This window comes from Glycomyces luteolus (assembly GCF_027622875.1).
Classification (GTDB): Bacteria; Actinomycetota; Actinomycetes; order Mycobacteriales; family Micromonosporaceae; genus Glycomyces; species Glycomyces luteolus.
Window position 1 is genome coordinate 121680 of the sequence record NZ_JAPZVP010000001.1, and the last position, 26589, is coordinate 148268.

Annotated in this window: 29 protein-coding genes and 1 pseudogene; 25 read left to right on the forward strand and 5 right to left on the reverse strand. The window is 70.7% G+C overall.

Annotated elements, in window-relative coordinates; translation table 11 throughout:
* Complete coding sequence (locus O1R50_RS00545; protein ID WP_270107869.1) at positions 1-918, reverse strand: siderophore-interacting protein; 918 nt, start codon at positions 916-918, stop codon at positions 1-3.
* 97 nt (positions 919-1015) lie between these two features.
* Between O1R50_RS00545 and O1R50_RS00550 the strand changes: the two genes are divergently transcribed.
* The 21 genes and pseudogenes from O1R50_RS00550 to O1R50_RS00650 all read left to right on the forward strand — a co-directional run bounded on the left by O1R50_RS00550 (position 1016) and on the right by O1R50_RS00650 (position 19524).
* Positions 1016-1750 carry a cell division protein FtsQ/DivIB gene (locus O1R50_RS00550; protein WP_270107870.1) on the forward strand — a complete coding sequence of 245 codons (735 nt, stop codon included), beginning with the start codon at positions 1016-1018 and terminating at the stop codon, positions 1748-1750.
* A 76-nt stretch (positions 1751-1826) separates the two neighbouring features.
* Positions 1827-2772: pseudogene (ftsZ, locus tag O1R50_RS00555) on the forward strand (cell division protein FtsZ); the annotation flags it as partial.
* Positions 2773-3119: 347 nt separating this feature from the next.
* On the forward strand, positions 3120-3827 hold the full coding sequence (locus O1R50_RS00560) for a YggS family pyridoxal phosphate-dependent enzyme (RefSeq protein ID WP_270107872.1): 708 nt from the start codon (positions 3120-3122) through the stop codon (positions 3825-3827).
* Positions 3828-3968: 141 nt separating this feature from the next.
* Positions 3969-4595: a cell division protein SepF gene (locus tag O1R50_RS00565; protein WP_270107873.1), complete on the forward strand. Its 627-nt coding sequence runs from the start codon at positions 3969-3971 to the stop codon at positions 4593-4595.
* 22 nt (positions 4596-4617) lie between these two features.
* Positions 4618-4911 (forward strand): YggT family protein, encoded by a 294-nt coding sequence (locus O1R50_RS00570; protein ID WP_205323966.1) that lies wholly within the window; start codon positions 4618-4620, stop codon positions 4909-4911.
* A gap of 82 nt (positions 4912-4993) precedes the next feature.
* Complete coding sequence (locus O1R50_RS00575) at positions 4994-5977, forward strand: DivIVA domain-containing protein (protein WP_270107874.1); 984 nt, start codon at positions 4994-4996, stop codon at positions 5975-5977.
* A gap of 240 nt (positions 5978-6217) precedes the next feature.
* The gene (locus tag O1R50_RS00580; RefSeq protein ID WP_270107875.1) at positions 6218-6895 is read left to right on the forward strand and encodes a hypothetical protein; all 678 of its coding nucleotides are present in this window, start codon (positions 6218-6220) and stop codon (positions 6893-6895) included.
* A 314-nt stretch (positions 6896-7209) separates the two neighbouring features.
* Complete coding sequence (locus tag O1R50_RS00585) at positions 7210-7773, forward strand: TraR/DksA family transcriptional regulator (RefSeq protein WP_270107876.1); 564 nt, start codon at positions 7210-7212, stop codon at positions 7771-7773.
* The gene (lspA, locus tag O1R50_RS00590; RefSeq protein WP_270107877.1) at positions 7746-8369 is read left to right on the forward strand and encodes a signal peptidase II; all 624 of its coding nucleotides are present in this window, start codon (positions 7746-7748) and stop codon (positions 8367-8369) included. Before O1R50_RS00585 ends, lspA begins: the two co-directional genes overlap by 28 nt.
* Positions 8370-8374: 5 nt before the next feature.
* The gene (locus tag O1R50_RS00595; RefSeq protein WP_408612565.1) at positions 8375-9316 is read left to right on the forward strand and encodes an RluA family pseudouridine synthase; all 942 of its coding nucleotides are present in this window, start codon (positions 8375-8377) and stop codon (positions 9314-9316) included.
* Between the two features lie 241 nt (positions 9317-9557).
* Positions 9558-10658, forward strand: coding sequence for a MinD/ParA family ATP-binding protein (locus O1R50_RS00600; protein ID WP_270107879.1), 1101 nt, complete (start codon positions 9558-9560; stop codon positions 10656-10658).
* Positions 10659-10731: 73 nt separating this feature from the next.
* Positions 10732-11460 (forward strand): DUF2567 domain-containing protein, encoded by a 729-nt coding sequence (locus O1R50_RS00605; protein WP_270107880.1) that lies wholly within the window; start codon positions 10732-10734, stop codon positions 11458-11460.
* 45 nt (positions 11461-11505) lie between these two features.
* Positions 11506-12816, forward strand: coding sequence for a histidinol dehydrogenase (gene hisD / locus O1R50_RS00610; protein ID WP_270107881.1), 1311 nt, complete (start codon positions 11506-11508; stop codon positions 12814-12816).
* The gene (locus O1R50_RS00615; protein WP_270107882.1) at positions 12813-13940 is read left to right on the forward strand and encodes a histidinol-phosphate transaminase; all 1128 of its coding nucleotides are present in this window, start codon (positions 12813-12815) and stop codon (positions 13938-13940) included. The genes hisD and O1R50_RS00615 overlap by 4 nt, the downstream gene beginning before the upstream one ends.
* The gene (gene hisB / locus O1R50_RS00620) at positions 13937-14545 is read left to right on the forward strand and encodes an imidazoleglycerol-phosphate dehydratase HisB (protein ID WP_270107883.1); all 609 of its coding nucleotides are present in this window, start codon (positions 13937-13939) and stop codon (positions 14543-14545) included. The genes O1R50_RS00615 and hisB overlap by 4 nt, the downstream gene beginning before the upstream one ends.
* Complete coding sequence (locus tag O1R50_RS00625) at positions 14542-14700, forward strand: hypothetical protein (RefSeq protein WP_270107884.1); 159 nt, start codon at positions 14542-14544, stop codon at positions 14698-14700. The genes hisB and O1R50_RS00625 overlap by 4 nt, the downstream gene beginning before the upstream one ends.
* Positions 14701-14709: 9 nt before the next feature.
* Positions 14710-15327 (forward strand): imidazole glycerol phosphate synthase subunit HisH, encoded by a 618-nt coding sequence (gene hisH / locus O1R50_RS00630; protein ID WP_270107885.1) that lies wholly within the window; start codon positions 14710-14712, stop codon positions 15325-15327.
* A complete protein-coding gene (gene priA, locus O1R50_RS00635) occupies positions 15324-16052 on the forward strand; it encodes a bifunctional 1-(5-phosphoribosyl)-5-((5-phosphoribosylamino)methylideneamino)imidazole-4-carboxamide isomerase/phosphoribosylanthranilate isomerase PriA (protein WP_270107886.1) in 729 nt (242 codons plus the stop codon). Before hisH ends, priA begins: the two co-directional genes overlap by 4 nt.
* A gap of 17 nt (positions 16053-16069) precedes the next feature.
* A complete protein-coding gene (locus O1R50_RS00640) occupies positions 16070-16471 on the forward strand; it encodes a Rid family hydrolase (protein WP_270107887.1) in 402 nt (133 codons plus the stop codon).
* Between the two features lie 265 nt (positions 16472-16736).
* Positions 16737-18464 (forward strand): acyl-CoA mutase large subunit family protein, encoded by a 1728-nt coding sequence (locus tag O1R50_RS00645; protein ID WP_270107888.1) that lies wholly within the window; start codon positions 16737-16739, stop codon positions 18462-18464.
* 262 nt (positions 18465-18726) lie between these two features.
* Positions 18727-19524: a SigB/SigF/SigG family RNA polymerase sigma factor gene (locus O1R50_RS00650; RefSeq protein WP_270107889.1), complete on the forward strand. Its 798-nt coding sequence runs from the start codon at positions 18727-18729 to the stop codon at positions 19522-19524.
* A 95-nt stretch (positions 19525-19619) separates the two neighbouring features.
* Here O1R50_RS00650 and O1R50_RS00655 read toward each other — a convergent pair whose 3' ends face one another.
* The 3 genes from O1R50_RS00655 to O1R50_RS00665 form a co-directional block, all read right to left on the reverse strand.
* Positions 19620-20186, reverse strand: coding sequence for a hemerythrin domain-containing protein (locus O1R50_RS00655; protein WP_270107890.1), 567 nt, complete (start codon positions 20184-20186; stop codon positions 19620-19622).
* A 160-nt stretch (positions 20187-20346) separates the two neighbouring features.
* On the reverse strand, positions 20347-20763 hold the full coding sequence (locus tag O1R50_RS00660; protein WP_270107891.1) for a CBS domain-containing protein: 417 nt from the start codon (positions 20761-20763) through the stop codon (positions 20347-20349).
* Between the two features lie 89 nt (positions 20764-20852).
* Positions 20853-22691 (reverse strand): transketolase, encoded by a 1839-nt coding sequence (locus O1R50_RS00665; protein WP_408612557.1) that lies wholly within the window; start codon positions 22689-22691, stop codon positions 20853-20855.
* A 190-nt stretch (positions 22692-22881) separates the two neighbouring features.
* Between O1R50_RS00665 and O1R50_RS00670 the strand changes: the two genes are divergently transcribed.
* Positions 22882-23409, forward strand: coding sequence for a DUF4383 domain-containing protein (locus O1R50_RS00670; protein WP_270107893.1), 528 nt, complete (start codon positions 22882-22884; stop codon positions 23407-23409).
* A 135-nt stretch (positions 23410-23544) separates the two neighbouring features.
* Here O1R50_RS00670 and O1R50_RS00675 read toward each other — a convergent pair whose 3' ends face one another.
* Positions 23545-24924: a cytochrome P450 gene (locus O1R50_RS00675; protein ID WP_270107894.1), complete on the reverse strand. Its 1380-nt coding sequence runs from the start codon at positions 24922-24924 to the stop codon at positions 23545-23547.
* A gap of 138 nt (positions 24925-25062) precedes the next feature.
* Here O1R50_RS00675 and O1R50_RS00680 point away from each other — a divergent pair, with 138 nt between their 5' ends.
* From O1R50_RS00680 to O1R50_RS00690, 3 genes are read left to right on the forward strand one after another with little or no spacing between them, the layout of a single operon-like run.
* A complete protein-coding gene (locus O1R50_RS00680; RefSeq protein ID WP_270107895.1) occupies positions 25063-25395 on the forward strand; it encodes a plasmid stabilization protein in 333 nt (110 codons plus the stop codon).
* A gap of 23 nt (positions 25396-25418) precedes the next feature.
* Entirely contained in the window at positions 25419-25928 is a 510-nt protein-coding gene (locus tag O1R50_RS00685) for a phage holin family protein (protein ID WP_270107896.1), read from the forward strand.
* Positions 25925-26497: a hypothetical protein gene (locus O1R50_RS00690; RefSeq protein WP_270107897.1), complete on the forward strand. Its 573-nt coding sequence runs from the start codon at positions 25925-25927 to the stop codon at positions 26495-26497. The genes O1R50_RS00685 and O1R50_RS00690 overlap by 4 nt, the downstream gene beginning before the upstream one ends.
* The last annotated feature ends 92 nt before the right edge of the window (positions 26498-26589 follow it).

Below are 26589 nucleotides of genomic sequence, written 5' to 3' on the forward strand. Positions count from 1 at the left end.
CTAGTCCCAGGCCTTGCCGTTGCGCCAGTAGCCCATGAACGCCCCGCACTCCTTCGGCAGGCCGAGCTCCTTGCGGACGGTGAAGCGGAGGGTCTTGACGACGCCGGTCTCGGCCGCGATCCACACGTACGCGTCGCTCTGGTCGACCGCCTGCGGTGCCTCCCAGATCATCTCGTCCTCGTTCTCCTCGAACTGCCCCGACTTCGCGAAGTCCATGCCGCGGGCCGCCTCGGTCACCGCCGGGACCAGCTTCTCGCCCCACACCGCGCCCTCGCGCGGCAGCCACACCACCTCGACATCCTCCGGCGCGTCGATGTCGAGTACGTCCGCCGCCTCGGGAACTTCGATGAACGCCTTGCCCCGCGCGGTGATCGGGAGGTCCTCGAGGATCGCGGCGATCGCGGGGGCCGCCGTCTCGTCGCCCGCGATGAGGAGCTCCGCACCCTCGGGGGCGTGGAAGTCGACGCCTCCGTGCGGGCCCTCCCAGCGCGCGTCAGGGCCGAGCAGCAGGATCTCGTCGCCCACAGCGGCATCGCGGAGCCAGCGCAGCGCCGGGCCGCACTCGTCCTCGCTGTGCGCCTCGTGCACGACCATGTCGACGTCGACCTCGCCGGCCGCGCGGCGGACGGCGCGCACCGTATAGGTGCGGACCCCGCACTGCTCCTCCTCGGGGAGGGCGCGCAGCTCCGAGTACCAGCGCTCGCTCGTGGGCATCTTGTCGAAGCCGCAGGCCGCGGCCGGGAAGATGAGCTTGAAGCGCTGGTCGTAGCCGTTGTCGGCGAAGTGCCGCAGCGTCGCGCCCGCGAACGTGACCCGTATGAAGGAGGGGCTCAACCGCCGGATCGCCCGCACTGCCACGGGGAACAGCTCGAACGGCCGAACGGTGGACTCGGTCTCTGGCTCGGTCTGCGTCGCCACGCGGCACTCCTCCTCTTAGATAAGGTTTGCCTTACCTTAGCCGAAGGGCCGGGCGAGCCGCCACCGCCGAACGGCCGAGACGTGGAATCATCGACCCATGCGCGGCCCAGAGAACACGTCCGAACCCGGGCCCTGGCGGCTCGTCCACGTGGCGCGCCGCAAGCTGCCCAACCGAAGGCTGCGGTGGATCTCGATCAGCGTGCTCGCGCTGCTCGCGCTGGCCTTCGTGATCGTCTGGACCACACCGCTGTTCGAGGTGAAGCGAATCGAGGTCACCGGGACCTCGGTGCTCTCCGCCGACGAGGTGGCCGCGCTCGGCCGGGACGCGGTGGGGGACTCCGTGCTCGGCGCCGACCTCGACGCGATCGCCGCGGCCGTCGCGAAGCTCGCGCCCGTCAAGTCCGTCGACGTCACCCGCGCGTGGCCCGACGCGCTGCGCGTCGCCGTCACCGAACGCGAGCCGTATTTGGCCGTTCCGGTGGATGACGAGACTTTTCTCATGGTCGATTCCGAAGGTGTGGTATTCGACGAGACCTCGACCGCTCCCGGATCTATTTGGAGGGTCGAGCTCGCCGAGCCGGGACCGGACGACCTGGCGACGATCGAGACCCTCATAGTGCTGCAGGCACTCCCGCCCGACCTCGCCGAAGAGGTCGAACACGTGGAGTCGCCGTCCCCCGCGAGCGTCACCCTGTATCTCGAAGATGGACGGACGCTCCGATGGGGCGACGGTTCCGAAAGCGAGCAGAAAGCCGAGGTCGCCGATCGATTGTTGGCCGGGGGGTATGAACATGTCGATGTCAGCGCACCAGATGCCCCCACTGTGAGTTAGCGTTAAGGGGGGAGCGGGTGTGCGCGCACATCCCGTTTGCCGTACCCAGGGCCGAAGGGGAAGGAAGGCAGCAGCGATGACACCACCGCACAACTACCTCGCCGTGATCAAAGTCGTTGGAGTCGGGGGCGGCGGCGTCAATGCTGTCAACCGGATGATCGAGGCGGGCCTCAAAGGCGTCGAGTTCATCGCGATCAACACCGATGCGCAGGCGCTCTTGATGAGCGACGCCGACGTCAAGCTCGACGTGGGCCGCGAACTGACCCGCGGTCTCGGCGCGGGCGCCAACCCCGAAGTGGGGGCGAAGGCCTGCGAGGACCACCGCGACGAGATCGAGGAAGTCCTCAAGGGAGCGGACATGGTGTTCGTGACCTGCGGTGAGGGCGGCGGCACCGGCACCGGTGGCGCGCCCGTCATCGCCAACATCGCCCGCAAGCTCGGCGCGCTCACGATCGGCGTGGTCACCCGGCCGTTCGCCTTCGAAGGCAAGCGCCGCCAGACCCAGGCGGTCTCGGGAATAGACGATCTGCGCAACGAGTGCGACACGCTCATCGTCATCCCCAACGACCGGCTGCTGCACCTCGGCGACCGCTCCATCTCCATGATGGACGCGTTCCGCCTCGCCGACCAGGTACTGCTCTCCGGTGTCCAGGGCATCACGGACCTCATCACCACGCCCGGCCTCATCAACCTCGACTTCGCTGACGTCAAGAGCGTCATGAGCGGAGCGGGTTCGGCGCTCATGGGCATCGGCTCGGCCCGCGGTGAGAACCGCGCCGTCGAAGCCGCCCGCGCCGCGATCGAGTCGCCGCTGCTGGAGCAGAGCATGGAAGGCGCACGCGGCGTGCTCCTCTCCATCGCGGGCGGTTCGGATCTCGGCCTGTTCGAGATCAACGACGCGGCCGAGCTCGTCTCCGACTGCGCCCACACCGACGCGAACATCATCTTCGGCGCGGTCATCGACGACGCCCTCGGCGAAGAGGCCCGCGTGACCGTGATCGCCGCCGGGTTCGACGTCGAGGACGAGGCCGAATTCGAACTGGCCCAGCCGACCCGGATCTCGTCACTGCCCGAGCAGAAGCCCGAGCCGGTGCGCGAGACCAAGCCCGAACCCGAGCGCGAGTCGAGCAACGGCAAGGTCCTGTTCGACGACGTCGACGTTCCGGCCTTCCTGAAAGACGGCTTCTAGCGGCGGCGGACCGTCGGGACGCACTCGTCTCGGCGGCCGTCGGCGCTCGGAGCAGCTTGCGAGCCGTGAATTCGCCGTGTGGCGATACTTGCGAGCCATGCAATTGCTAAGCGGCGAAGCTCGCGTGCCATGAACCAGTTGCGCCCGAAGCCCACCCCACAACTGCTAGGACCTTCGATCTTGACCACCCAGCCGCGCCGAGACCAGTTGCGGGACAACCTCAACCGGACGCGCGAGGCCATCGCTGCCGCCTGCTCGGACGCCGGCCGCTCCCCGGACTCGGTCCGCCTCATCGCCGTCACCAAGACCTTTCCCGCCGCCGACGCGGCCGCGCTCGTCGAACTCGGCCAGGCCGACCTCGGCGAGAACCGCGACCAGGAGGCCGCGCCGAAGGCCGCCGCACTCGCCGCCGCCGGGCTGCATCCCGTGTGGCACTTCGTCGGACAGCTCCAGCGCAACAAGGCGAAGTCCGTCGCCGCCTACGCCGACTGGGTGCACTCCGTCGACCGCGCCCCCCTCGCGACCGCCCTCGGCAACGCCGCGAGCGCCCACGGCCGCAGCCTGAACGCACTCATTCAGGTGAGTCTCGACGGCGACACCGCCCGCGGCGGCACGCCCGTCGCGGACCTCGCGGCACTCGCCGAGACGATCGCCGCCGCCCCCGCGCTCACCCTCAAAGGCGTCATGGCCGTCGCGCCGCTCGGCTGGGAACCGGCCGAAGCCTTTGCGCTGCTTGCCCGTTGCTCCGAAACCGTACAGCGTGTCGACCCCGGCGCGACCGAGATATCGGCGGGCATGAGCGGCGACTACCGGACCGCGATCTTCGCGGGGGCCACAATGGTCAGACTGGGAAGAAACGTGCTCGGCGAACGTGAATCGATGGCGTAAGGTGTGGGGCAGCAGTGGGACAAACAGCCGCACGATGACGGTTGACTAGTCGGGCAAAATCACCTCCGTGTAAGGAGTCGGCGCTAGGATGAGACCGCGTACCTGACTCAACAGGGGCGGCCCGAGGAGGGAGCACGATCGATGGGCGCGATGCGGAAGGCAGGCATCTGGCTCGGCCTCATCGAGGACGAGGACGATCGCGGCTACGGCAACGGCTACGAGGAAAACGACGAGTTCGCCGAGGAGCAGCAGACGGCGGCACCCCAGCGGGTGCGGGGCGCGCAGCGCACCACCGGCCGGGTCGGCCGGACCGCGTCCGAGGACCGTCCCGTCCGACAGCTCAACCGCGGCTCCGGCTCGGTGACCCCGCTGTCCTCCCGGGAGGGCGGCCGCGAAACCGGTGTCCGCGAGACCTTGACGCGGGACAACCTCGCGCTCGCCGAGCCCGCCACGGTGCGGCCGGTGCCGGCGGAGGAGGAGTCGCACGCGAACTACCGGATCACGACGCTGCACCCGACCACGTACAACGAGGCGCGGACGATCGGCGAGCGCTACCGCGACGGCACCCCGGTCATCATGAACCTCTCGGAGATGGAGGAGGCCGACGCGAAGCGCTTGGTCGACTTCGCGGCCGGACTCATCTTCGGCACCCGGGGGTCGTTCGAGCGGGTGACCAATCGCGTGTTCTTGCTCTCGCCGCCGCATGTGCAAGTGACGGCGGAGGACAAGGCCAAGATCGCCGAGGGCGGGTTCTTCAACCAGCCCTGATCCGAGGGATACACTGCGAACCGTGAACCTGGCACTGCAGCTCATCTATCTGGCGCTCTTCGCTTTCTACCTCTTCCTCCTGGCCCGTCTGGTGTGCAGCGTCGTGGTGCAGTTCTCCCGCCGCTGGGAGCCCGGACCGAAGTCCGCGGCCCTGCTTGAGACGGTCTACAGCGTGACCGACCCTCCCCTGAAGGGGTTGAGGAAGGTGATTCCGACTCTCAGGCTTGGTACTGTATCGATTGATCTGGCGTTCCTGGCGCTGCTCATCGGCGTGTGGATCCTGATGGACGTTGTCATCAGGAACCTCATCGTCTAGCAGTTCCAGGCGGGGGTGCGAGGCACGGTTATCGTGTTGAGTGGCCTTGTGCGCCAGGCGAACAGCTGAGAAGGAGTTTCGAATGCCGCTGACCCCAGCCGACGTTCACAACGTCACGTTCAAGAAACCCATGCTCGGGAAGCGCGGATACGACGAGGACGAGGTCGACGGTTTCCTCGATGAGGTGGAGCGAGAGCTCGCGCGCCTCAGCGATGAGAACGGCGAACTTCGCGCACAGCTCGAGAGTCTCCGCGCCGGCGCTCCCCCTGGGGCCGCCGACCACGCCGAGATGGCCGCCGCACTCGACCGAGTGCAGCGTGAGAAGCACGCCATGGAGCAGCAGCTCCAGGAGCTCGACGCCGAACTGCACGAGATGCACCAGCAGATGGTGGCCGCGCAGCAGCAGGCGCAGCAGCTCCAGCAGGAACTGGCCCAGCGCGGTCCGGAGCAGCAGGCTTCGGCACCCGCCGGCGGCGGCGAGCAGGAGGCCCTGCGTCTCCTGATGGTCGCCCAGCGCACCGCCGACGAGCACCTGGAGGACTCCCGCCGGGAGGCCGACACCGTGCTCGGCGAGGCGCAGCGCGAGGCCCAGTCGATGGTCACCGAGGCCCAGCGCGAGGCGCAGACGATGGTCTCGCAGGCGCAGCGCGAGTCGAAGTCGATGATGGCCGAGGCTCAGCGCGAGTCCAAGGCCCTCCTGACCGACGCCCAGCGCGAGTCCGAGTCCCTGGTCACCGAGTCGCGCGCCGCGGCCGAGGACCTGGTGGGCCAGGCCCGCGACAAGGCCGAGCGCATGGAGATGGAAGCCGAGCAGGAGCGCCAGAAGGTCATCGGCCAGCTGGAGGACTCCCGTTCGTCGCTGCTGAAGAACATCGAGGAGCTGAAGACCTTCGAGCGCGAGTACCGCACTCGACTGAAGCTCTACCTCGAGAGCCAGCTGCGCGACCTCAACGGCCAGCAGGGCCGTGCCGAGGACGAGGGCTTCGAAGAGGCCCCGCAGCAGACGCCTCCGAACGAGCGCACCAATGGCAGGTCCGCGTTCGTGATGCAGGGCGGGCGCGGGTAACCCCTCCCGCTCCTCCCCGGGACAACTCCTCCGGTTGGGTTCCGGTGCACCGCAGAATGGTCGCGCCGAGCCATAACCTGAACGGGGATCGCCTCGTTAATCATGGTTGAGCGGGTGAGGGCGCGGGTAGAACCGCAGCCCTCACCGCCGCACCATGCTTCAACGATGCCGCGGTCCCCGCAGGGGGCCGCGTCGGACCGCGCGAGGGCCCCGCTACCCGCGCGCAGGGGAGGAATCGACGTGATCGCCAGCAGCCTGCTGATCCTCGTCACCGCGGCGGTCTTGCTGGTCACTGGCATGATCACCGGGAACGACCAGTTGCTGGTCTCGTCCATCGCGGCGAGCCTGGCCGCCGGCGTGGCCCTGTACGTCGGGATTCGCGGCCGGGGCGCCAAGCGCCCCCGCGTGGCTCCGGACCGGGCCGGGCAGCGCCGCGGTTCGCGATCGTCCTCGGGGACGCGCGGGCCGAGGGGCCTCGACGATGACGACACCCGGCAGTTCCGCAGGATCGGGCTGGACGACACGCCGACCACCGAGATGCCGCTCATCGAAGGCCGGGTCTTCGAACCCACGGACTACGCGGTGGACCGCGACCCCGAGATCCGGTTCGAGGACGTGCCGCCGCGCCAGTCCCGCGGCGGCGAGGTCGTCAACCGCCACCGCGCCCCGGAGTCCACGACCGACGAGCCGACCGAGCAGCGCATGTCGAGCATCGAGTCCGCGGCCCTCATGCGGCTGGACACCGAGGTCGCGGTCGTCGACGGCCGCCCCCGCTTCCACCACTCCGCGTGCGCGCACCTCTCCGGGCGCGACCACGAGCCGCTCGCGGTCTCCGAGGCCCTGGAACTGGGCTTCACCCCGTGCGCGATGTGCGAGCCGGTGTCGCGGCTGCTCCTGGTGCCGACCGCCGGCCGCTGACCGGCTCATTCCGGCAAGGGATTGCTTTGCTCGCGGCCCTCGCGACTCCCGTTCGCGGTGACGCGCAGTCCGGACACAAGTTCTCGAAGTAATTGACCTACTTGCAGGACTTGCGTATCCTGTGTGCTTAATTGCGCGGCAGGTACCCGCCTCGGCGGGGCCTGGCGCGCATTGTCCTCGTTTCGACGAGGCCGTCACGAGTACGCGATTTCGGGAGCCGCCATGCCGAACACCCGATGCGGGCCGCCAGAGCGGCGCCGCCGTGCTCTGACGCCACCGGAACCCGAGCCGACATACCCCTCCAGAGGCGCGTCATGAGTCCAGCGAAGAAGACCCAGAAGCAGGCCGCGAAGAAAGCGGTCAAGAAGGCTCCGGCCAAGAAGACGGCGGTGAAGAAGGCGGCCGCGAAACCGGCGACCGCGAGCGCGGCGAAGCAGACGGCCAAGAAGGCCGCGGCGAAGAAGACCGCGGAGCAGGCGCCGCCCGCCGCCGAGGAGGCCGACGCCCTGCAGCTGCGCACCGAGAGCGAGCAGGCCGAGCTGCGCGCCGCGCTGAAGGAGCGGTTGGACGAGCTGGTCGAGGAGCAGCAGCGGTACAGCGACTCGATCACCCTCGCCCAGCGCGAGCGGTTGAGCGACACCGCCGGGGACGACCAGGTCGACTCCGGTTCCAAGACCGTCGAGCACGAGCACGAGGTGGCGGTGGCCGATTCGCTCTCCGAGCGCATCCGGCAGGTCAGCCACGCGCTCGAACGCCTCGACGAAGGCACTTACGGCTTCTGTGAGAAGTGCGGTAAACCGATCCCGGCGGCGCGGTTGGCCGCGTTCCCGTCCGCTACCCTCGACGTCGGTTGCAAACAGCTGGAGGAGCGACGCTGAGCGAGGACACGCAGCCCGGAACCGCTGAAGGTCCGGGCCCCACCACCCCTGAGAAGAAGCCCGTCCGCCGTATCGGGCTGACCATCGCGGCACTGCTGATAGCGGCCTTCGCGATCGGACTGGACCAGTGGACCAAGAACCTGGCCGAGGCCAACCTGGACCCGGCCGATCCGGTGCGGATCCTGGGCGGTCTCGTGTACCTGGACTTGACCTGGAACTCGGGGGCGGCGTTCAGCCTCGGCACGAACTACACGTGGATCTTCACGATCATCGCCTCGGTGGTGGTGGTCTTCCTGATCGTGCTGTCGACCCGGATCGTGTACCCGGTGTGGTCGATCGCGATCGGCCTGGTCCTGGGCGGGGCGGCGGGCAACCTCGTCGACCGGTACTTCCGGGAGCCGGACTTCGCGCGCGGCCACGTCGTCGACTTCATCAGCGTGTTCAAGCCCGACGCCCAGGCGTTCCCGATCTTCAACATCGCCGATTCGGCGCTGTGCTGCGGCGTGGTGCTGATCGTGCTGCTCGAGCTGACCGGGCACGGCTTCTCGCCCGAATCGCGCAAGAGCGATCAGAAGAAGAAGGAGGCCGCGGCGTGAACGATGTGGCCGCGCGCCAGACGCGCTCGCTGCCGGTCCCCGAGGGCTTCGAGGGCCAGCGCATCGACCAGGTCGTCTCGCGCCTGCTGGGCCTGTCCCGGAGCGTGGCCGCCGAGCTGGTCGCGGACGGGGACGTCCAGATCGACGGGGCGCCGTGCCAGACCAAGTCCGAGCGGGTGACCGCCGGGGCCTGGCTCGACGTGGTGCTCCCGCCGCCGCCGGAAGACTTGCTGGTGCGGCCGTTCGAACCCGTCGAGGGGCTCGACGTGGTGTTCGACGACGACGACATCGTGGTGGTCATGAAGCCCGTCGGGGTCGCGGCGCATCCGAGCCCGGGCTGGACCGGCCCCACCGTGACGGGCGGTCTCGCGGCCGCCGGGTACCGGATCTCGAGCCACGGACCCGATGAGCGGCAGGGGATCGTGCACCGCCTCGACGTGGGCACCTCGGGCCTGATGGTGGTCGCGAAGAGCGAGGCCGCGTACTCGGAGCTCAAGCGCGCCTTCAAGGAGCGCCGGGTCTCGAAGCGGTACCGCGCGGTGGCCCAGGGGCATCCGGACCCGCTCTCGGGGACGATCGACGCCCCGATCGGGCGGCACCCGCGCCACGACTACAAGTGGGCGGTGGTGGCCGACGGCAAGCCGAGCGTCACGCACTACGACACGATCGAGGTCTTCCCCGGTGCGTCCCTCATGGACATCGGGTTGGAGACCGGCCGGACCCACCAGATCCGGGTGCACTTCTCGGCGCTCGGGCATCCGCTCGTGGGGGACATGACCTACGGCGCGGACCCGACGATGGCCGAGCGGCTGGGCCTGACCCGCCAGTGGCTGCACGCGTTCCGCCTGGAGTTCGCGCATCCGACCCAGGGCCGGACGGTCACCTTCACGAGTGATTACCCCGCCGACCTCGAATTGGCACTGGCGCGGTTGCGAGACGACTCCTAGGGAGCCACTAGACTGGGCCCCAGAAGGACACTGGACATACGCTCGCGGCATCGTCGCCCCGGGCGTAACGCACGCCTCACCCCCGGGCCCCGCAGGCCCGCGATTCGCAACGGGCCTTGAGGGATCGTCGTGATCTAATAGTCGCGGGTGGTAATGGATTCCGGTCGGGGTGGCGACGCTCGAGAGTCGGCTTGAGAGCAGCTGCGAGCCGCAGCTTGGTCCGCCCGAGAGGAGGTTGTGAGTGAACACGCCCGAAGCTTGGAACAACGACCGGTCTGACGGTTCCCGTTGGCAGAAGCTGCTGGGCCGTCGCGGGCGCGCCGGTGGCGCGCAGCAGACCCCGACGCCCCCGCCGCGCGAGACCTATCCGCCGTCACCGCCGGTCGGTCCGCCGCCCGGCCAGCCGCACTACTCGGTGCCCACCGCCGGGCGCCGTCCTCCCGTGGCGACGCAGACGCCGCCGAGTGCCGCGCAGCTCCAGGGCCAGGTGCGCCCGCCCCAGCAGGGCCTGCCGCCGCAGCCGCGCCGCCCGCAGCACACCGAGCCGAGCCCCGTCGCTTTGCAGCGCCTGCGCCGCGACCTGGGCCGCAGCCGCGTCATCGCCTTCATCAACCCCAAGGGCGGCGTGCACAAGACCACCGCGACCGTGCTCTCGGCGGCCGCCATGGGCACGGCCCGCAACGGCGGCGTGATCGCCTGGGACGACAACGAGCTGCGCGGCACCCTGGGCCTGCGCGCCGGGTCGGCCCGCCACGGCCGCACCATCCGCCACCTCGTGGAGCACCTCGACCAGGTCGAGGCCGCCGGGGTGCACCTTCCCGAGCATCTCGACGAGTTCCTCCGCCATTCCTCCGACGGCTCCTTCGACGTCCTCGCGGGCGACGAGGACCCGAAGCTGCAGCGCCGCCTGGACCCGACTACGGTGCTGCGGGTGCTCGACATCCTCACCCGCACGCACGGCATCGTCTGCATCGACACCGGCAACAACGTGGAGTCCCCGAACTGGCGCACCGTGGTCTCCTCGGTCGACCGGCTCGTGGTCACCACGGTGCCGCGCGAGGACGCCGCGTTCTCCGCGGACTGGATGCTCGACCACCTCGAGGAGGGCGGCTACGGCAACCTGGTGAAGAACGCGGTCACGCTGCTCTCGATGCCGACCCCGAACCCGGGGCCGCTCCTGAACGACCTCCAGCGGCACTTCTCGCAGCGCACCCGCGCCTGCGCGGTGGTGCCGTACGACCCGTCGCTCGAGCCGGGCGCGAAGATCGAGTTCTCGGCGCTGCGCCCGGAGACGCGCGCGGCGTGGTTCGAGGCCGCCGCGACCATTGTCGACGGTTTGTAACCGACGCGTTCCGCACCGTTCGCTCCCGTACATCCTTGACGGGCGCGGGCACCGCTGTGGCAGGATTCCAGGCGTGACTGACGACGCCGAACGCACTGTGAACCTCCGCCCGGGCGACGGCGCGGGCGCGGGAGGCGCGGCCGTGAGCCCCGACCCCCGCGGCAGCGCCGCAGACGGCGGCGCCGCCTCGAGCCTCTACGGCCGGGGTGCGCGCTCGGAGCGGACCGCCGGGCGCGATCTGCTCGCCGCCGGGATCCTCGCCGTCGTCCTCACCGCGATCGGCCTGCCGGCCGCGATGCTGTGGCAGATCCTCACCCCGCGCGTCGAGTTCGTCGTGGTCGACGGCGGCTGGGCCTCGACCGAGACCTACCCGAGCGGCTACGTCGAGGGCGACCTCGTGTTCGCCGGGATCGGCCTGGCGCTCGGGATCCTCGCGGCGGTCGTCGCCTGGGCCGCGATGCGCGAACGCCGCGGTCCGATCCTCCTCCTGGGCCTCGTGATCGGCTCGATCGGCTGCCAGGTGGTGGCCTGGAAGATCGGCGCGAACGAATGGCAGCGGTTCTGGGACTCGGTCGAACGCGCTCCGGTGGGCGCCCACATGTGGCGGCCGCCGTCGGTGCTGTTCGTCGAGCTCGACCCCGCCGCGGCGTGGGCGGCGCTGAAGGTCGGCAACTTCACAACGGCCTTCGACGCGCTCCAGCTCGGGGCCCTGGCGGTCATGGCCCTCGCCGCGACCTTCACTTACACCGTCTGCGCAGGGTGGTCGCGTCGGCCCAGCCTTCGAACGGACGCTCCCGAATAGCGGTATGCCTTTTGACCTGGAAAGCCGGGCAACTACGCTTGGACCGTGCTCAGACGCATCGATCTTTCAGGAGAAGTACCCGGTTACTCGGCCCGCGCCCTGCGCGAGCTGATGCCGCGCGCCGCCTTCGACGTCAACGAGGCCCTGCGCTCGGTCCAGCCGCTGATTGACGACATCAGGCATCGCGGGACCGCCGCGGTCGTGGAGATCGTGGAGCGCTTCGACCACGTGCGCCTGGAGCACCTGCGGGTCCCCGCCGAGGCGATCAAGACCGCCGTCGAGGAGCTCGACCCGGACCTGCGCCGCGCCTACCAGACCTCCATCGACCGGGTGCGCGCCGCGCACGAGGCCCAGCGCCTCCCCGAGGTCGTCACCGAGGTCGCGCCCGGCGGCACCGTCACCGAGCGGTACCTGCCGGTGGACCGCGTGGGCCTGTACGCGCCCGGCGGCCTCGCCGTGCTCGCCTCGTCCGTGATCATGAACGCCGTCCCGGCCCAGATCGCCGGGGTCGGCTCGATCGCGCTCGCCTCCCCGTCGCAGAAGAACAACAACGGCCTGCCCGACCAGGGCATCCTCGCCGTCGCCGGGATGCTCGGCATCGACGAGGTCTACAGCGTGGGCGGGCCGGCCGCGATCGGCATGTTCGCCTACGGCACCGATGAGTGCGCGCCGGTCGACATGATCACCGGCCCGGGGAACATCTACGTCACCGCCGCGAAGCGGGCCGTGCGCGGCCTCGTGGGCATCGACGCCGAAGCCGGGACCACCGAGATCGCGGTGATCGCCGATGCGACCGCCGACCCGGCGCACGTGGCAGCCGATCTGATAAGCCAGGCCGAGCACGACCCGGCCGCCGCCTCGGTGCTCATCACCGACTCGGCCGACCTGGCCGACGCGGTGGACGCCGAACTCGTGCGCCGCGTGCCGGACACCCGCCACGCCGGGCGCATCCAGACCGCGCTCGCGGGGGAGCAGTCCGGGACGATCCTCGTCGCCGACATCGACGAGGCCGTGGCCGTGGCCGACGCCTACGCCGCCGAGCACCTGGAGATCCAGACCGCGGACGCCCGCGAGGTGGCGCTGCGCGTCCGCAACGCCGGGGCGATCTTCGTGGGCGCCTACTCGCCGGTCTCCCTCGGCGACTACTGCGCCGGGTCGAACCACGTGCTGCCCACGGGCGGCTGCGCGCGCCACTCGGCCGGGCTGAGCGTGCACACGTTCCTGCGCGGCGTCCACATCATCGACTACTCGCGCGAGGCGCTCGAAGTCGTCGCCGCGGACGTCGTCGCGTTCGCGAACTCCGAGGACCTGCCTTCGCACGGCGAAGCGGTCTCGGTCAGATTCGAGGCGAAATGAGCGAGATCGAGAACCTGCTCCGCGAGGACCTGCGCGGGCAGTCGCCGTACGGTGCGCCGCAGCTGGACGTGCCGGTGCAGTTGAACACCAACGAGAACGCGTTCGCGATCCCCGACGAGGTGGCCGCCGTCGTCGCCGAGTTCATCGGGCGCGAACTGCGCGGCCTCAACCGCTACCCGGACCGGGACGCGGTCGCGCTGCGCACCGACCTCGCCGCGTACCTCGGCCACGGGCTCACCGCCGACCACGTGTGGGCCGCCAACGGCTCCAACGAGATCCTGCAGCAGCTGCTCCAGGCCTTCGGCGGGCCGGGACGCACCGTCCTGGGCTTCATGCCCTCCTATTCGATGCACCCGCTGCTCGCCCGCGGCACCGGCACCGCCTTCGTCGACGCCGGGCGCGAGGCCGACTACACGCTCAGCCCGCAGTACGTGCGCGAGGCGATCGAGCGGCACGACCCGGACCTGGTCTTCCTCGTGTCGCCGAACAACCCGACCGGGACCGCGCTCGAACCCGACGTCATCGACGCCGCTTACGAAGCCGCCCGCGGCATCGTCATCGTCGACGAGGCCTACGCCGAGTTCGCCCGCGACCCGCGCTCGACCGCCTTGGGCCGCTTGGCGGGACGCCAGCGCCTCGTCGTCACCCGCACCATGAGCAAGGCGTTCGCGTTCGCCGGGGCCCGCGTCGGCTACCTCGCCGCCGACCCCGAACTCGTCGAGAAGCTGCTGCTGGTGCGCCTGCCGTACCACCTGTCGAGCATCACCCAGGCCGCCGCGCGCGGCGCGCTCGCGTGCGCCGCCCAGCTCCAGGCCGAGGTGGACGAACTCAAGCACCAGCGCGACCGCATCGTGAAGAACCTGCGCGCCAAGGGACTCCCCGTCGCCGACTCCGACGCGAACTTCGTGCTCGTCGGCGGCCTCCGCGACGCCGCGGGAGTCTGGCACGCCATCCTCGACCAGGGCGTGCTCATCCGCGACGTCGGCCTCCCCGGCCGCCTCCGGATCACCGCCGGGACCGAGGACGAGACCACCGCGCTGCTCGACGCCTTCGACACCGCGCTCGCGCAACGACCCGAACTGTTCGACCGCGCCACTGAAGAGCAACAGGAGCAACAACCGTGAGCCGCACCGCGCACATCGTCCGCACCACCGGCGAGACCAGCGTCGACGTCTACGTCGACCTCGACGGCACCGAGAAGACCGTCGACATCTCCACCGGCGTCGGCTTCTACGACCACATGCTCCACCAGCTCGGCAAGCACGGCGGCTTCGACCTCAAGATCGCCGTCAAGGGCGACCTGCACATCGACGCCCACCACACCATGGAGGACACCGCGATCGCCCTCGGCCAGGCCTTCGCCGAGGCCCTGGGCGACAAGGCCGGCGTGGTCCGCTTCGCCGACGCCTCCGTGCCCCTCGACGAAGTGCTCGCGCGCGCCGTCGTCGATCTCTCGGGCCGCCCGTACATGGTCCACGAGGAGCCCATGGACATCGCGCCGATGATCAGCACCGACTACCCGACCTCGATGACCCGCCACATCCTCGAGTCCTTCGCGTACCACGCCCGGATCTGCCTGCACGTCACCGTGCTCCGCGCCTCCAACCCCGGCCAGAAGCCCGACGCGCACCACGTGATCGAGGCCCAGTTCAAGGCCCTCGCGCGGGCCCTGAAGTACGCCACCCGCATCGACGGCACCGACATCCCCTCCACCAAGGGCGTGCTGTGAGCTACGCCGGGCCGATCCTGCTCATGGCGCTCGCCGGGATCCTCCTCGGCGGGTCCCTCTCGCTGCGCAAGAACGAGAAGTTCGCCGCCGCGATCGTCGTCGCGGTCATCGCCGTCGCCGCGTTCCTCGGCGGCGCGTACCTGATCTACGGCTAGGGGGACCTGATGGCGAAACCAAGTGTGGCCCTGTTCGACTACGGCTCGGGCAACCTCCGCTCAGCCTTCCGCGCCCTGGAGCGCGCGGGCGCCGACGTGGAGCTGACCAGCGACCTCGACGCCGCCCGCCGCGCCGACGGGCTCTTCGTGCCCGGCGTGGGCGCCTACGCCGCCTGCATGGAGGGCATCCTCAAGCACGGCGTCGACACCGTCATCCGCGAGCGGGCCGCCGCCGGGGCACCGGTCCTCGGCGTCTGCGTCGGCGAGCAGGTCCTCTTCGAGGAGGGCGTCGAGCACGGCGTGCAGACCCGCGGTGTGGGCGTCTTCGAAGGCCGCGTTGAACTCCTCGAGGCCCAGCGCATCCCGCACATGGGCTGGAACACCGTCGAAGCCGACGCGGGCATGCGCCTGTTCGCAGGCATCGACCCCGCTGAGCGGTTCTACTTCGTGCACTCCTACGCGGCCAAGACCGTGCCGCCCGGCGCGCTGGCCGCGATGTGCACCCACGACGAGCCGTTCATCGCCGCCGTGGAGCGCGGCCCCGTGGCCGCCACCCAGTTCCACCCCGAGAAGTCCGGCGACGCCGGGTACGCGCTGCTGTCCAACTGGATCAAGGGATTGTCATGACCGAACTTCAGCTTCTTCCGGCCGTCGACGTGACCGGCGGCAAGGCCGTCCAGCTCGTGCAGGGCGTGGCCGGTTCCGGCAAGGCCTACGGCGACCCGATCGAGGCCGCCCTCGAATGGCAGCGCCAGGGCGCCGAATGGCTGCACCTCGTCGACCTCGACGCAGCCTTCGGACGCGGCACCAACCACGAGCTGCTCGCCACGGTCGTGTCGAAAGTGGACATGCAGGTGGAGATCTCCGGCGGCATCCGCGACGACGAGACCCTCAAGCGCGCCTTGGACTCCGGGGCCCGCCGCGTCAACATCGGCACCGCCGCGCTCGAGAACCCCGAGTGGTGCGACCGCATCTGCGGCGAATACGGCGACCGCGTCGCCATCGGCCTCGACGTCAAGGGCGGGCGCCTCGCCGCGCGCGGCTGGACCCGCGAGGGCGGCGAGCTCTTCGAGACCCTGGAGCGCCTCGAGCGCGCCGGTTGCGAGCGGTACGTCGTCACCGACGTGAACAGCGACGGGATGCTCTCGGGCCCGAACCTGGACCTGCTGCGCTCGGTCTGCGAGGCCACCGACAAGCCCGTGATCGCCTCCGGCGGGGTCTCCTCGCTCGACGATCTGCGCGCGCTGGCGGGCCTCACGGGGATCGGCGTGGAAGGTGCCATTGTGGGAACGGCGCTGTACGAGCGTAACTTCACGGTCGCTGAGGCGTTGAACCTGTTGAAGGGACTGTAACCACCGGGGAGGCGCGCATGGCATTGGTCGAACGGGTACCGGAGACCGGTCCGTGGGCGCAGCTCTACGGCTACTCGCGCGCTGTCGCGGTGGGGCCGCTGGTGATCACGAGTGCCTGCACCGCCGATGTCGAGGCGCGGCCGCACCTGAAGGGCGACGCCGCCGGGCAGGCCCGCGAGGCCTTCCGGACCGCTCTGGACGCGATGGTCCACGCCGGGGCCGGGGTCTCGGACGTGGTGCGCTCCCGCCTCTATGTGACCGACCCGGCCCATGCTGACCCGGTGGGCCGGGTCCACGGCGAGTTCTTCGGCGTCGTCAGGCCGACCGCCACCGTGGTGATCGTGACCGGGCTCTTCCACCCCGGCCAGATCGTGGCCGTCGAGCTCGAGGCCTTCCGGGCGTGGCGGGACATCGACTGACGCGACCGCGATTCGCGTTGCGCGCCATGTCAGACCCTTCCGGCATGATGGAATTCGGGGGCCCGGCGCGATTCGCGGAGATACTCCCGTATCGCATGCGATGATCCGGGGGCCGCGATCCTGTGCTCCTGAACGATCGTTCAGTAGTATTGGCCATGAGCCTGACCGGGGCTCGCCGAAGCGGTCGCATCGGAGACCGCGGGCCACGAGCCCGCGGCCACGGCGGGGCCCGCGCGGCAGGAACGACCGAAGATGGGGTGTCACCGTGGACGCTGAGTCGATCGCCGAAGGCCGTGAGCGCTGGGCGAAGCGCTATGCGTCGGCCGCCAAGCGCGAGGCCGACTTCACCACCCTCTCGGGGCTGGAGACCGAGCCGGTCTACGGACCGCCCGAAGGCGTCGCCGACCCCCGCATGGACCGCATCGGCTGGCCGGGCGAATTCCCCTTCACCCGCGGGCTCTACCCCACCGGCTACCGCGGCCGCCCCTGGACGATCCGCCAGTTCGCCGGCTTCGGCAACGCCGAGCAGACCAACGCCCGCTACAAGATGCTCCTCAAGGCGGGCGGCGGCGGCCTCTCCGTCGCCTTCGACATGCCCACCCTCATGGGCCGCGACTCCGACGAGCCGGCGTCCCTCGGCGAGGTCGGCCACTGCGGCGTCGCCATCGACTCCACCGCCGACATGGACCGCCTCTTCGACGGCATCGACCTCAGCGGCGTCACCACCTCCATGACCATCTCCGGGCCCGCGATCCCCATCTTCTGCATGTACCTCGCCGCCGCCGAACGCCAGGGCGTCGACATCTCCACCCTGGACGGCACACTCCAGACGGACATCCACAAGGAGTACATCGCCCAGAAGGAGTGGCTCTTCCCACCCGAGCCGCACCTGCGCCTCATCGGCGACCTCATGGCCTACTGCGCCGAGCACATCCCGCGCTACAAGCCGCTCTCGGTCTCCGGCTACCACATCCGCGAGGCCGGATCCACCGCCGCGCAGGAGCTCGCGTTCACCCTCGCCGACGGATTCTCCTATGTGGAGCTCGGACTCTCGCGCGGCCTCGACGTCGACCGCTTCGCCCCCGGCCTCTCGTTCTTCTTCGACGCGCACATCGACTTCTTCGAGGAGATCGCCAAGTTCCGCGCCGCCCGCCGCATCTGGGCCCGCTGGCTCCGCGACGTCTACGGCGCCAAGACCGACCGCGCCCAATGGCTCCGCTTCCACACCCAGACCGCCGGCGTCTCCCTCACCGCGCAGCAGCCCTACAACAACGTCGTGCGCACCGCCGTCGAAGCCCTCGCGGCCATCATGGGCGGCACGAACTCACTGCACACCAACGCGCTCGACGAGACCCTCGCGCTCCCCACCGACCAGTCCGCCGAGATCGCCCTGCGCACCCAGTCGGTGCTGCGCGACGAGACCGGCGTCCTCAACGTCGCCGACCCGCTCGGCGGCTCCTGGTACGTCGAGGCCCTCACCGACAAGATCGAGGCCGAGGCCGAGAAGATCTTCCTCCAGATCCTCGCCCTCGGCGGCGAGGCCGGCGACGACGCGGCCGCCGTCGCCATGGGCGCGAGCCGCCGCCACGAGATCGGACCCGTCACCACCGGCATCCTCCAGGGCATCGAGGACGGCTGGTTCAACGCCGAGATCGCCGAGGCCGCGTTCACCTACCAGCAGCAGCTCGAGGACGGCACCAAGCACATCGTCGGCGTCACCGAGCTCCACGACACCGTCACCCCCGACCTCGAGATCCTGCGCATCTCCGGCGACGTCGAGCGCGAGCAGAACGCCATGCTCGGACGCCGCCGCGCCGGACGGGACAACGCCGCCGTCGACCGCGCGCTGGCCGAGATCGTCGCGGCGGCGAAGGGCACGGCGAACCTGATCGAGCCGATCCTGGCGGCGGCCCGCGCCGAGGCGACGCTGGGGGAGATCTGCGGGGCGCTGCGCGAGGAGTGGGGCGAGTACCGCGAGACCACCGGCCTCTGACCGTTTCGGCTCCGCCCCAACGGTTACGGTGACATTGGGCGCATCGGGGCGTTTCGGCACGGCCTCCCCCGGGTACCTGTACGGCCAGGAACCGTGAACTCTGGGCTGACTGTCCACTGAAGTCCCTTATATGAGTTCTCATTATGAATTCACCATTTATCATTGCCCCCGACCCCCGATCAGTCTTACAATGAGAAGCGTCAGGGCCCGCGAGCGGGCAGCATGCTTCAACCGATGTCCACACGGGCTGGAGGGCGATCGCATGGCAGACAATCGATCAGAAGGCAAACGGCAGGGTTCGGACGAGTACGGCCACCTCACGCCGCTGTTCCGCGAGCTGGTCTCCCTCGACGAGGGCGACCCGCGCCGAGCGGAAGTGCGAGAGCAGCTGGTCACCGGACACCTTCCCCTGGCCGAGCACATCGCACAGCGGTTCGCGGGCAAGGGCATCGCAAAGGACGACCTCGTGCAGGTCGCCTCAGTGGGCCTCATTCACGCCGTGGACCGCTTCGACCCCGACCAGGGGGCGGACTTCCTCTCCTACGCAGTGCCGACGGTGATGGGCGAGGTGCGCCGGCACTTCCGCGACACCAGTTGGCCGATGCGCGTGCCGCGTCGACTGCAGGAGTTGCGGATCGCGTTGAACCAGGCGGGCGGCGAGCTGTCGCAGCGCCTCGGGCGTCCGCCGACGGACGAGGAGATGGCCGAGCACCTCGGCACCACTGTCGCCGAAGTGCAGGAGGGTTACGAGGCACGGCAGGCCTACCGGGCGGTCTCGCTGGACGAGCCGCCGTTCGCCGACGGGGAGCGGGCGACGCTCGCCGAGTCGGTGGGCGAGGAGGACGCCGCGCTCGAACTCGTCGAGAACCACGAGTCGCTGGTGCCGCTCATCCAGGAGCTCCCGCAGCGGGAGCGCAAGATCCTGGCGCTGCGGTATTACGGCGACATGACGCAGACGCAGATCGCCGAGGAGGTGGGCATCTCGCAGATGCACGTCTCCCGGCTGCTCCACCGGACGCTGGAGGATCTGCGCGACGGATTGGGCAAGACCTCCCGTTAGGGGGGCTTGCCCGGACGACGAAGAGCATCGCGCCGGAGCGGCGGGCTGAGGCCCGCCGCTCCGGTTCCTCAGTCGTCTCCCGTTCGCCGCCGCGCTCAGACCTCGCGGTGGCTCAGCGTGTCCCTGATCTTGTCGATGAAGCCGATCCCGGGTCCCAGGATGAGATTGGCGGGCGGCTGGTCGGGGGCGTTCGGGTGCGGACGGGTGGGCGCGAACTCCTTGGCGGCCAGCACCTTGTAACCGAGGTCCTGCAGCTCCTCCTCGTCGCAGGCCTCGCGCAGGCGCGGCAGGAGCGTCCGCTCCTCCTCGTCCATGTGGTGGCGGACGTCCTCGATCATCTGCTTGACGAGCTGCTCGAAGTGCGGGGCCTCCGGGCCGAGCCCTTCGAGGTCCTTCATGACCTCCTCGGCCTCGGCGTGCTCCTCGATCTCGTGGTCGACGATCTTGTCGCCGTCGGCGAGGCGGGATCTGGCGGCCGGGTACATGAACTGCTCTTCGGCGACCTCGTGGCGGATGATCTCCGCGATGACGTGGTCGACGAGCTCCTTGCGGCCGAAGGCGTGCCCGGTGTGGCTCTCGAGCTCGACGAAGGCGGCCTCGAATTCGCGGTGGTCCTTGATGATGACGTCGATCAAGTCGGTGTCCTGCTCGGTGTGCGGCATCGGTCCTCTCCCTTGTGCGGTCCGTTCATTGCGTACCCCTGCCCACCCGGGCAAAACCCCGCCGGGCGCAGCAGCGCCGCCGCGGTTCGCCGCGGCGGCGCTGTCGTTCGCTGGGCGGTCTCGCCCCTGTGGTGTCGCGGGGGCTCCCGGTCGACCGAGGTCAGGCCTTGATGGAGCCCACGAGGTCGCCGGTGACCGATTCGGGCATGCGGTGGGCGATGTCCCCGATGGAGATGATGCCCACGAGCCGGCCCTGGTCGATCACGGGCAGCCGGTTGATCTGGTGCTCCTTCATCTTGGCGATGGTGATGTCGACGTCCTCGTTGGCGTCGGCCAGGAACAGGTGGCCCTGCGGCAGCTGGTCGACCGTGTAGGTCTCGGGGTCGTGGCCCTTGGCCATGACCTGCAGGACCAGGTCCCGGTCGGTGACCATGCCGTGGAGCTTGTCGTCGTCCGCGCCGCAGATCGGCATGGAGCCGACGTCCAGCTCGGCCATCATCCGGGCCGCGTTGGCGGCGGTGTCGTTGCTTTTGACACAGGTGCACCCGGTGTGCATGAGGTCGCGTGCGGTTGCCATGCTGCTCGTCTCCATTCGTTGAGTCGTTTGTCACGAGTATCGTTCGCGTGGTTCTTCGGTGCGGCGTTTTCCCGGTTCCCGTTGCCCGCTCAGGCCACGAGCCGCTGCGTGGCCCTCACGATCGCGGCCGCGTCGATCCCGGCCGCCGCCAGCTGCTCGGCCGGCCCGGCCGACCCGGGCATGCCGCGCACGGCCAGCTTGTGGAAGCGCACGTCGGGGATCTGCCCGGCCACGGCTTCGAGGACGGCGTCGCCGAGGCCCCCGACCGGCCAGTGGTCCTCGACGGTGAGGACGCGGCCGGTGTCCGCGGCGGCCTGGCGGATCGTGGCGGCGTCGAGGGGCTTGATCGAGTAGGCGTCGATGACGCGCACGGGGATGCCCTCGTCGGCGAGGCGCTCGGCCGCGCTGAGGCTCTCGGAGACGGTGATCCCGGCGGCGACGATCACGGCCCTGTCGTGCGCCGAACCGGCCAGGGTCCGGCTGCCGCCGACGGGGAACAGCTCGTCGCCCCGGTAGATCACGGGCGTCTCGGCGCGGGTGGTGCGCAGGTAGCTGATGCCCGGCAGGTCGGCCATCGTGGCGGTCAGGTGGGCGCACTGGTTCGCGTCGCACGGGTAGAGGACGACGCTGCGCCACAGGGCGCGGAACATCGCGAGGTCTTCGAGGCCCATCTGGCTCGGCCCGTCGGCGCCGATCGAGACGCCGGCGTGGGAGCCGACGACGCGCAGGTCGGCGCCGCCGATCGCGGCCATGCGCAGGAAGTCGTGGGCGCGGGTGAGGAATGCGGCGAACGTCGAGGCGTACGGTATCCAGCCCTGCGTCTGGAGGCCGACGGCCGCGCCGATCATCTGCTGCTCGGCGATGTAGCACTCGAAGAAGCGGTTCGGGAAGGCCTTCCTGAACGCGGCGGTGCGGGTCGAGTCGGCGACTTCGCCGTCGAGGACCACCACGTCGGGGTTCGCGTCGCCGAGCGCTTCGAGGGCCGCTCCGAAGCCGTCCCTGGTCGCGGCCTTGCCGCCGACCGAGAACGTGGGCCGGGCGACCGGCCGGGAAGGCTGCGACCGGCGCGGTTCGCTCGACCGGGGAGGGTTGACGCGGACGCGCGCCTCGCGCACGCCCCCGAGCTCCACGACGGCCTTCTCCGACTCGTCGAGCGGCTTGCCGTGCAGGCCCTCCTTGTCCTCGGCGGCGGCGACGCCGCGGCCCTTGCGGGTCTTCGCGAGGATCACGGTCGGCGTGTCCTGGTGCTCGGCCTCGGCGTACGCCTGGTCGATCTCGGCCGGGTCGTGCCCGTCGATCTCGATGGTGTGCCAGCCGAAACCGCCGATCTGGGCCGCGTACGCCCCCGTGTCCCACTCGTAGCGGGTCGGTCCGGTCTGGCCCAGCCGGTTCACGTCGACGATCGCGCACAGGTTCCCCAGCCCGAAGTCCGCGGCGGCCGCGAACGCCTCCCACATGGAGCCCTCCGCGATCTCGCCGTCCCCGCACAGCACCCAGATCCGCGCGGGCGAACCCGAGAGGCGCGCGCCCAGCGCCATGCCGACGCCGATCGGCAGGCCCTGCCCGAGCGACCCGGTGGCCACGTCCACCCACGGCAGGCGCGGCGTCGGGTGGCCCTCCAGGTCGGAGCCCAGCTTGCGGTAGGTGAGCAGATGCTCCTCGTCGATCGCGCCCGCGGCGTGCAGCATCGCGTACAGCAGCGGCGAGGCGTGCCCCTTGGAGAACACCAGCCGGTCGTTCCCCGGCAGGTGCGGGTGCTCGAAGTCGTAGTGCAGGTGCCCGGCCAGGAGGCCCGCCATGAGGTCGGCGGCCGACATCGACGACGTCGGATGCCCCGACCCGGCGCGGGCCGACGCGCGCACCGCGTCGACGCGCAGCTGCTGGCCGAGCTCGGCGATGTCGCTGGTTCGCGCCTCGATCACGCTCACGGCTCCTCCAGGGTGTCGGGTGCCTCGACGCGAGGACTACCCGTGCCCAGCGGCCCGAAACCGGGTGTCGGAGGGACCCTCCCGGGTACCCGAGCCATGCGGGTCCATCGGACCCCGCAGCGCGCAGCAGCGCCTGAAGATGCCCATAGGCGGGCTGAGCGGCGCGCTCCACAGGTGAAGGAGGGGAGCGATGAACTCGCACTCGATGTCCACCACCGGGCACCACTGGTGGGAGGCCGAGCGCCGCCGCACCACCGCCGTCCAAGACGGCGCGTCGGGGATCGGGCTCGTGTTCGTGGTGGTCGGCGTGCTCGGCTTCCTGCCGGGCATCACCCAGGACTTCTCGAGCATGACCTTCTCGGGGACCGACTCGGAGGCGGAGCTCTTCGGGATCTTCCAGGTATCGGTGCTCCACAACCTGATCCACCTCGCCTTCGGCGTCCTCGGCCTGTTCATGGCCTGGTTCGTGCGGGCAGCCCGCTGGTACCTCCTCGGCGGCGGCGTCCTGTACCTGCTGCTCGGCCTGTACGGCTTCCCGGTGGGCGACGAGCACGTGGGCAACTTCCTGCCCGCCAACACCGCCGACGACTGGCTGCACCTCGGGCTCGGCCTGCTCATGATCGCGCTCGGCCTGTTCCTGCACACCAAGCTCCCCAAGGAGAGCGAGGCCCGCGGGGAGGGCGACTTCGGCGAGACCAACCGCGGCGCCGCACGCTGACCCGCGCAGACAGAACGGCGCCTCGGGACGGATTCCCGAGGCGCCGCTCCCGTACTCCGCCGGCCCAGCACGGCAGCCCTCTACAGACCGCACCGGGCGGCGGGAGCCCCGCAAGACAGGCTTGCCCGGACTGGGCTACCCGAAGGCAGCGGAAGTATGCGCCGACCCTCCCAGCAGCGGATGCCGGGCCGGAGCGGGCCGGAACGCCAGCCCGAAATGGTCCAGCGTCGCCGGAACGGGACGGCCCGTGAAGATCGGGCTGGGGGAGGACAGGCGCCACTCGCGTTCGCGCAGCAGCCGCGCCAGCGCGCTCGTGACGCTGAAGAGCACCAGGTTCCGGCCCGGGCAGCGGGCCGGGCCGCCGCCGAACGGCACGAGCGCCGGATCCTCCTCGGCGGTGCCGTCGACCCAGATCTCGGGCGCGAACCGGTCCGCGTACCGGCGCGCCGGGTCCCGGTGGAACAGCGGCGTGTAGACCAGGAACGCGGTGCCCCCGGGCAGGGAACCGCCGCCCCACCGGGTCGGCTCGGTCCCGTCGCGCAGGAGCATCGGCGTGGTCGGCCACAGCCGCAGCGACTCGAGCGCGCACGCGCGGAGGAACGGCAGTTCGGCGGGCTCGTCCGGGTCCTCGGTGGCGAGCTCGTTCAGCGCCGCCAGCCGGTGGCCGGGATGGACCGCGAGCAGCGCGAGCGTCCGCGCGATCGCGATGCCCGCCGCGTCGAACGCGAACAGCCAGTGCGCCACCTGGTCCTCGGGCCGGACCGACGCGTCCGCCCCCTGCCCGCGCACGGCCTCCCCGAGCGTCCCGGGGCCCGCCCCGTCGATCGCCGCGCGCAGCCGCACTGCCAACGCCGCCCGCGCCCGGGAGCGGCGGCGACCCAGATACGACCAGTTGCCGCTGCGCCGCAGCGAAACGAGCGCCTCGATCAGCTCGCGGTCGGCGGCCCCGCCGAACACGAGCCGACGCACCGTCCGCTGCCAGGACCGCTCGAGACGCCGCCAGTCCAGCTCGCCGCTGCGGTCCGCGACCGCCGTCAGCCGGTCGACCTCCTCGTGCAGCACCGGCAGCAGCGCGGGCGCCAGATGGTGCAGCGGCCGGTGCGTCTGCAGCACCGCCTCGTGACTGTGCCGCTTCCAGAATTGCCCCCGCTCCGCCGTCGCCGCCCCGCGCGAGACCAGCACGCCGTGCGGCCGGAACTTCCCCAGCGCCGCATGCTTCTCCGCGTTGTCAGGCGTGAACGGTTCGGGCGTGCCCTCGAGCAGCCGCCCCACATGGGCCGGCGACAGCACCACCGCGATCGACCGGCCCGGCACGCGCAGCCGCAGCGGACCCGGCCCGTGCCGGTCCCGCAGCCGCGACAGCAGCCGCACCGCCGCGCGGTCCGTCTGCAGCCGCTCCGCCAGCGCCATCGGCGCCCGGCGTCGCTTCACCACCCCCGACGCCACGGTCGGCGCGATCACCTTCAGTCCTATCTCGATGGTCTCGCGGGTGCTCGCCACCGGTGCCCCGTCCATGCCGTTCCCCCTTCGACCTGCGGCCGAGTACCCTCCGCGCCCCCGCGAAAACCGTGTACAGGTTTCCACCGAAGCCGGGCGGGGAACCCGAAGTCCATCGGATGCGGACGAAACCGGACACCTCGGAGGTGAAGGACGATGCCGCAGCAACAGTGGACCAAGAAGGAAGAACGCCAGTACCGGCACATCCGCGACCAGGCGGAGGACCGCGGCGTGGGACACGAACGCGCCGAGGAGATCGCCGCGCGCACCGTCAACAAGGAACGCGCCCGCAAGGGCAGGACCAAGACGGCCAGCCGCACCTCCACACAGGACATGTCGTCCTCGAAGCGGGGAGGCCAGCGATCGCACTCCGGTCCGAAGGGCCGCACCAAAGAGCAGCTCTACCAGGAGGCCCGCCGCAAGAACATCAAGGGCCGATCCAAGATGAACAAGGCCGAGCTCCAACGCGCCGTCGACAGGCGCTCCTGAGCCCGGCGGAGAGAGGTGAGGACATGGAGGTCCGACACGACCCCCAAGCTCAGGCCCTCCGCGCCACCGAGCGCGAGCACGGCGGCTGGGGCGAGTACGACAGCCGCGAAGGACCTGAGCACGGCTGGGGCCGCCGCGACCGGAACGAGCCGCAGCGCTCGGTCGGCGCGATCGTGGGCGACCTGACGTCCCAGGTGGCGCACCTGGCCCGCGTCGAAGCGCAACTGGCCGCACGAGAGATGGGCGACAAGGCCAGGCGGGGCGCGTTCGGAGGCGGCATGTTCGCTCTCGCCGGCGTCATCGCGATCTACGGCGGGGCGGCGCTGGCCCTCGCGGCGGGCATCGCGCTCGCGCTGGTGTGGCCGGCATGGCTGGCCGCGCTCGTGATGGGCGTGGCGCTCTTGGCGATAGCGGGGATCTTCGGGCTGGTGGGACGCGCCAAGCTGCGCGCGGCCATGCCGCCGGTCCCCGACGAGACGATGGAGCACGCCCGGGAGGACGCCCGGGCGCTGAGAGGGAGGATGGAGCGATGACGGGGTGGACGGTGCCGCCGAGCGCGGCGGTCCCGCCCGGCGCCGGGCTCGCGCCGCCCCCGGCGGTGGGCATGTCCTACCAGCCGGAGGACGAGCGGCCCGAAGAGGAGGAGAACCTGGTGCGCCAACGCGACTGGGCCCTCCAGGACGCCGAGGCGGACCAGCACAAGTCCACTGCGGACTTGGAGAAGGACGCCGAGCGGACCCGCGTGCGGGTCAACGACTCGGTGCAGGAGCTGCGGGCCCGGCTCGGGCTCGACCCGGACACGGGGCACGCGCACGGGCCGTTCGCGCCGGTACGGCGCCACCCTTACACAGTGGTGATCGCGGTGGCGGGCGCGGCGGCGGCGACCGCTGTGGGGGCGCGCATGGTCCGCGACCACCGCAGGGCCTCCAAGGCCGCGCGCGCCGCCGCGCGGGAGGCGGTCAAGACGACCGAGCGTCGGCGCAAGGCCGCCCGCAAGGCCGCGCGCAAGCGCTGGGCCGCGGCGAAGGACGTCTTCGGCTCGGCCGCGACGGCCGTGCAGCGGCAGCGCAAGAAGACGATGAAGCGCCTCACCCACCGGTGAGGCGACGCACCGACAGCGGAGCGGGGGGGGGGGGGGGGGCGGGCCCGCCCCCCCCCGGGGGCGGGGCCCCGCCGGGGGGGGCGCGCCGCCGC

Coding starts and splice junctions, on each gene's coding strand:
- O1R50_RS00550 (WP_270107870.1), top strand. CDS start 1,016: ATGCGCGGCCCAGAGAACACGTCCGAACCCGGGCCCTGGCGGCTCGTC.
- O1R50_RS00565 (WP_270107873.1), top strand. CDS start 3,969: ATGGGCGCGATGCGGAAGGCAGGCATCTGGCTCGGCCTCATCGAGGAC.
- O1R50_RS00575 (WP_270107874.1), top strand. CDS start 4,994: ATGCCGCTGACCCCAGCCGACGTTCACAACGTCACGTTCAAGAAACCC.
- O1R50_RS00585 (WP_270107876.1), top strand. CDS start 7,210: ATGAGTCCAGCGAAGAAGACCCAGAAGCAGGCCGCGAAGAAAGCGGTC.
- O1R50_RS00615 (WP_270107882.1), top strand. CDS start 12,813: ATGAGCGAGATCGAGAACCTGCTCCGCGAGGACCTGCGCGGGCAGTCG.
- hisH (WP_270107885.1), top strand. CDS start 14,710: ATGGCGAAACCAAGTGTGGCCCTGTTCGACTACGGCTCGGGCAACCTC.
- priA (WP_270107886.1), top strand. CDS start 15,324: ATGACCGAACTTCAGCTTCTTCCGGCCGTCGACGTGACCGGCGGCAAG.
- O1R50_RS00640 (WP_270107887.1), top strand. CDS start 16,070: ATGGCATTGGTCGAACGGGTACCGGAGACCGGTCCGTGGGCGCAGCTC.
- O1R50_RS00650 (WP_270107889.1), top strand. CDS start 18,727: ATGGCAGACAATCGATCAGAAGGCAAACGGCAGGGTTCGGACGAGTAC.
- O1R50_RS00655 (WP_270107890.1), bottom strand. CDS start 20,186: ATGCCGCACACCGAGCAGGACACCGACTTGATCGACGTCATCATCAAG.
- O1R50_RS00660 (WP_270107891.1), bottom strand. CDS start 20,763: ATGGCAACCGCACGCGACCTCATGCACACCGGGTGCACCTGTGTCAAA.
- O1R50_RS00670 (WP_270107893.1), top strand. CDS start 22,882: ATGAACTCGCACTCGATGTCCACCACCGGGCACCACTGGTGGGAGGCC.
- O1R50_RS00675 (WP_270107894.1), bottom strand. CDS start 24,924: ATGGACGGGGCACCGGTGGCGAGCACCCGCGAGACCATCGAGATAGGA.
- O1R50_RS00680 (WP_270107895.1), top strand. CDS start 25,063: ATGCCGCAGCAACAGTGGACCAAGAAGGAAGAACGCCAGTACCGGCAC.
- O1R50_RS00685 (WP_270107896.1), top strand. CDS start 25,419: ATGGAGGTCCGACACGACCCCCAAGCTCAGGCCCTCCGCGCCACCGAG.
- O1R50_RS00690 (WP_270107897.1), top strand. CDS start 25,925: ATGACGGGGTGGACGGTGCCGCCGAGCGCGGCGGTCCCGCCCGGCGCC.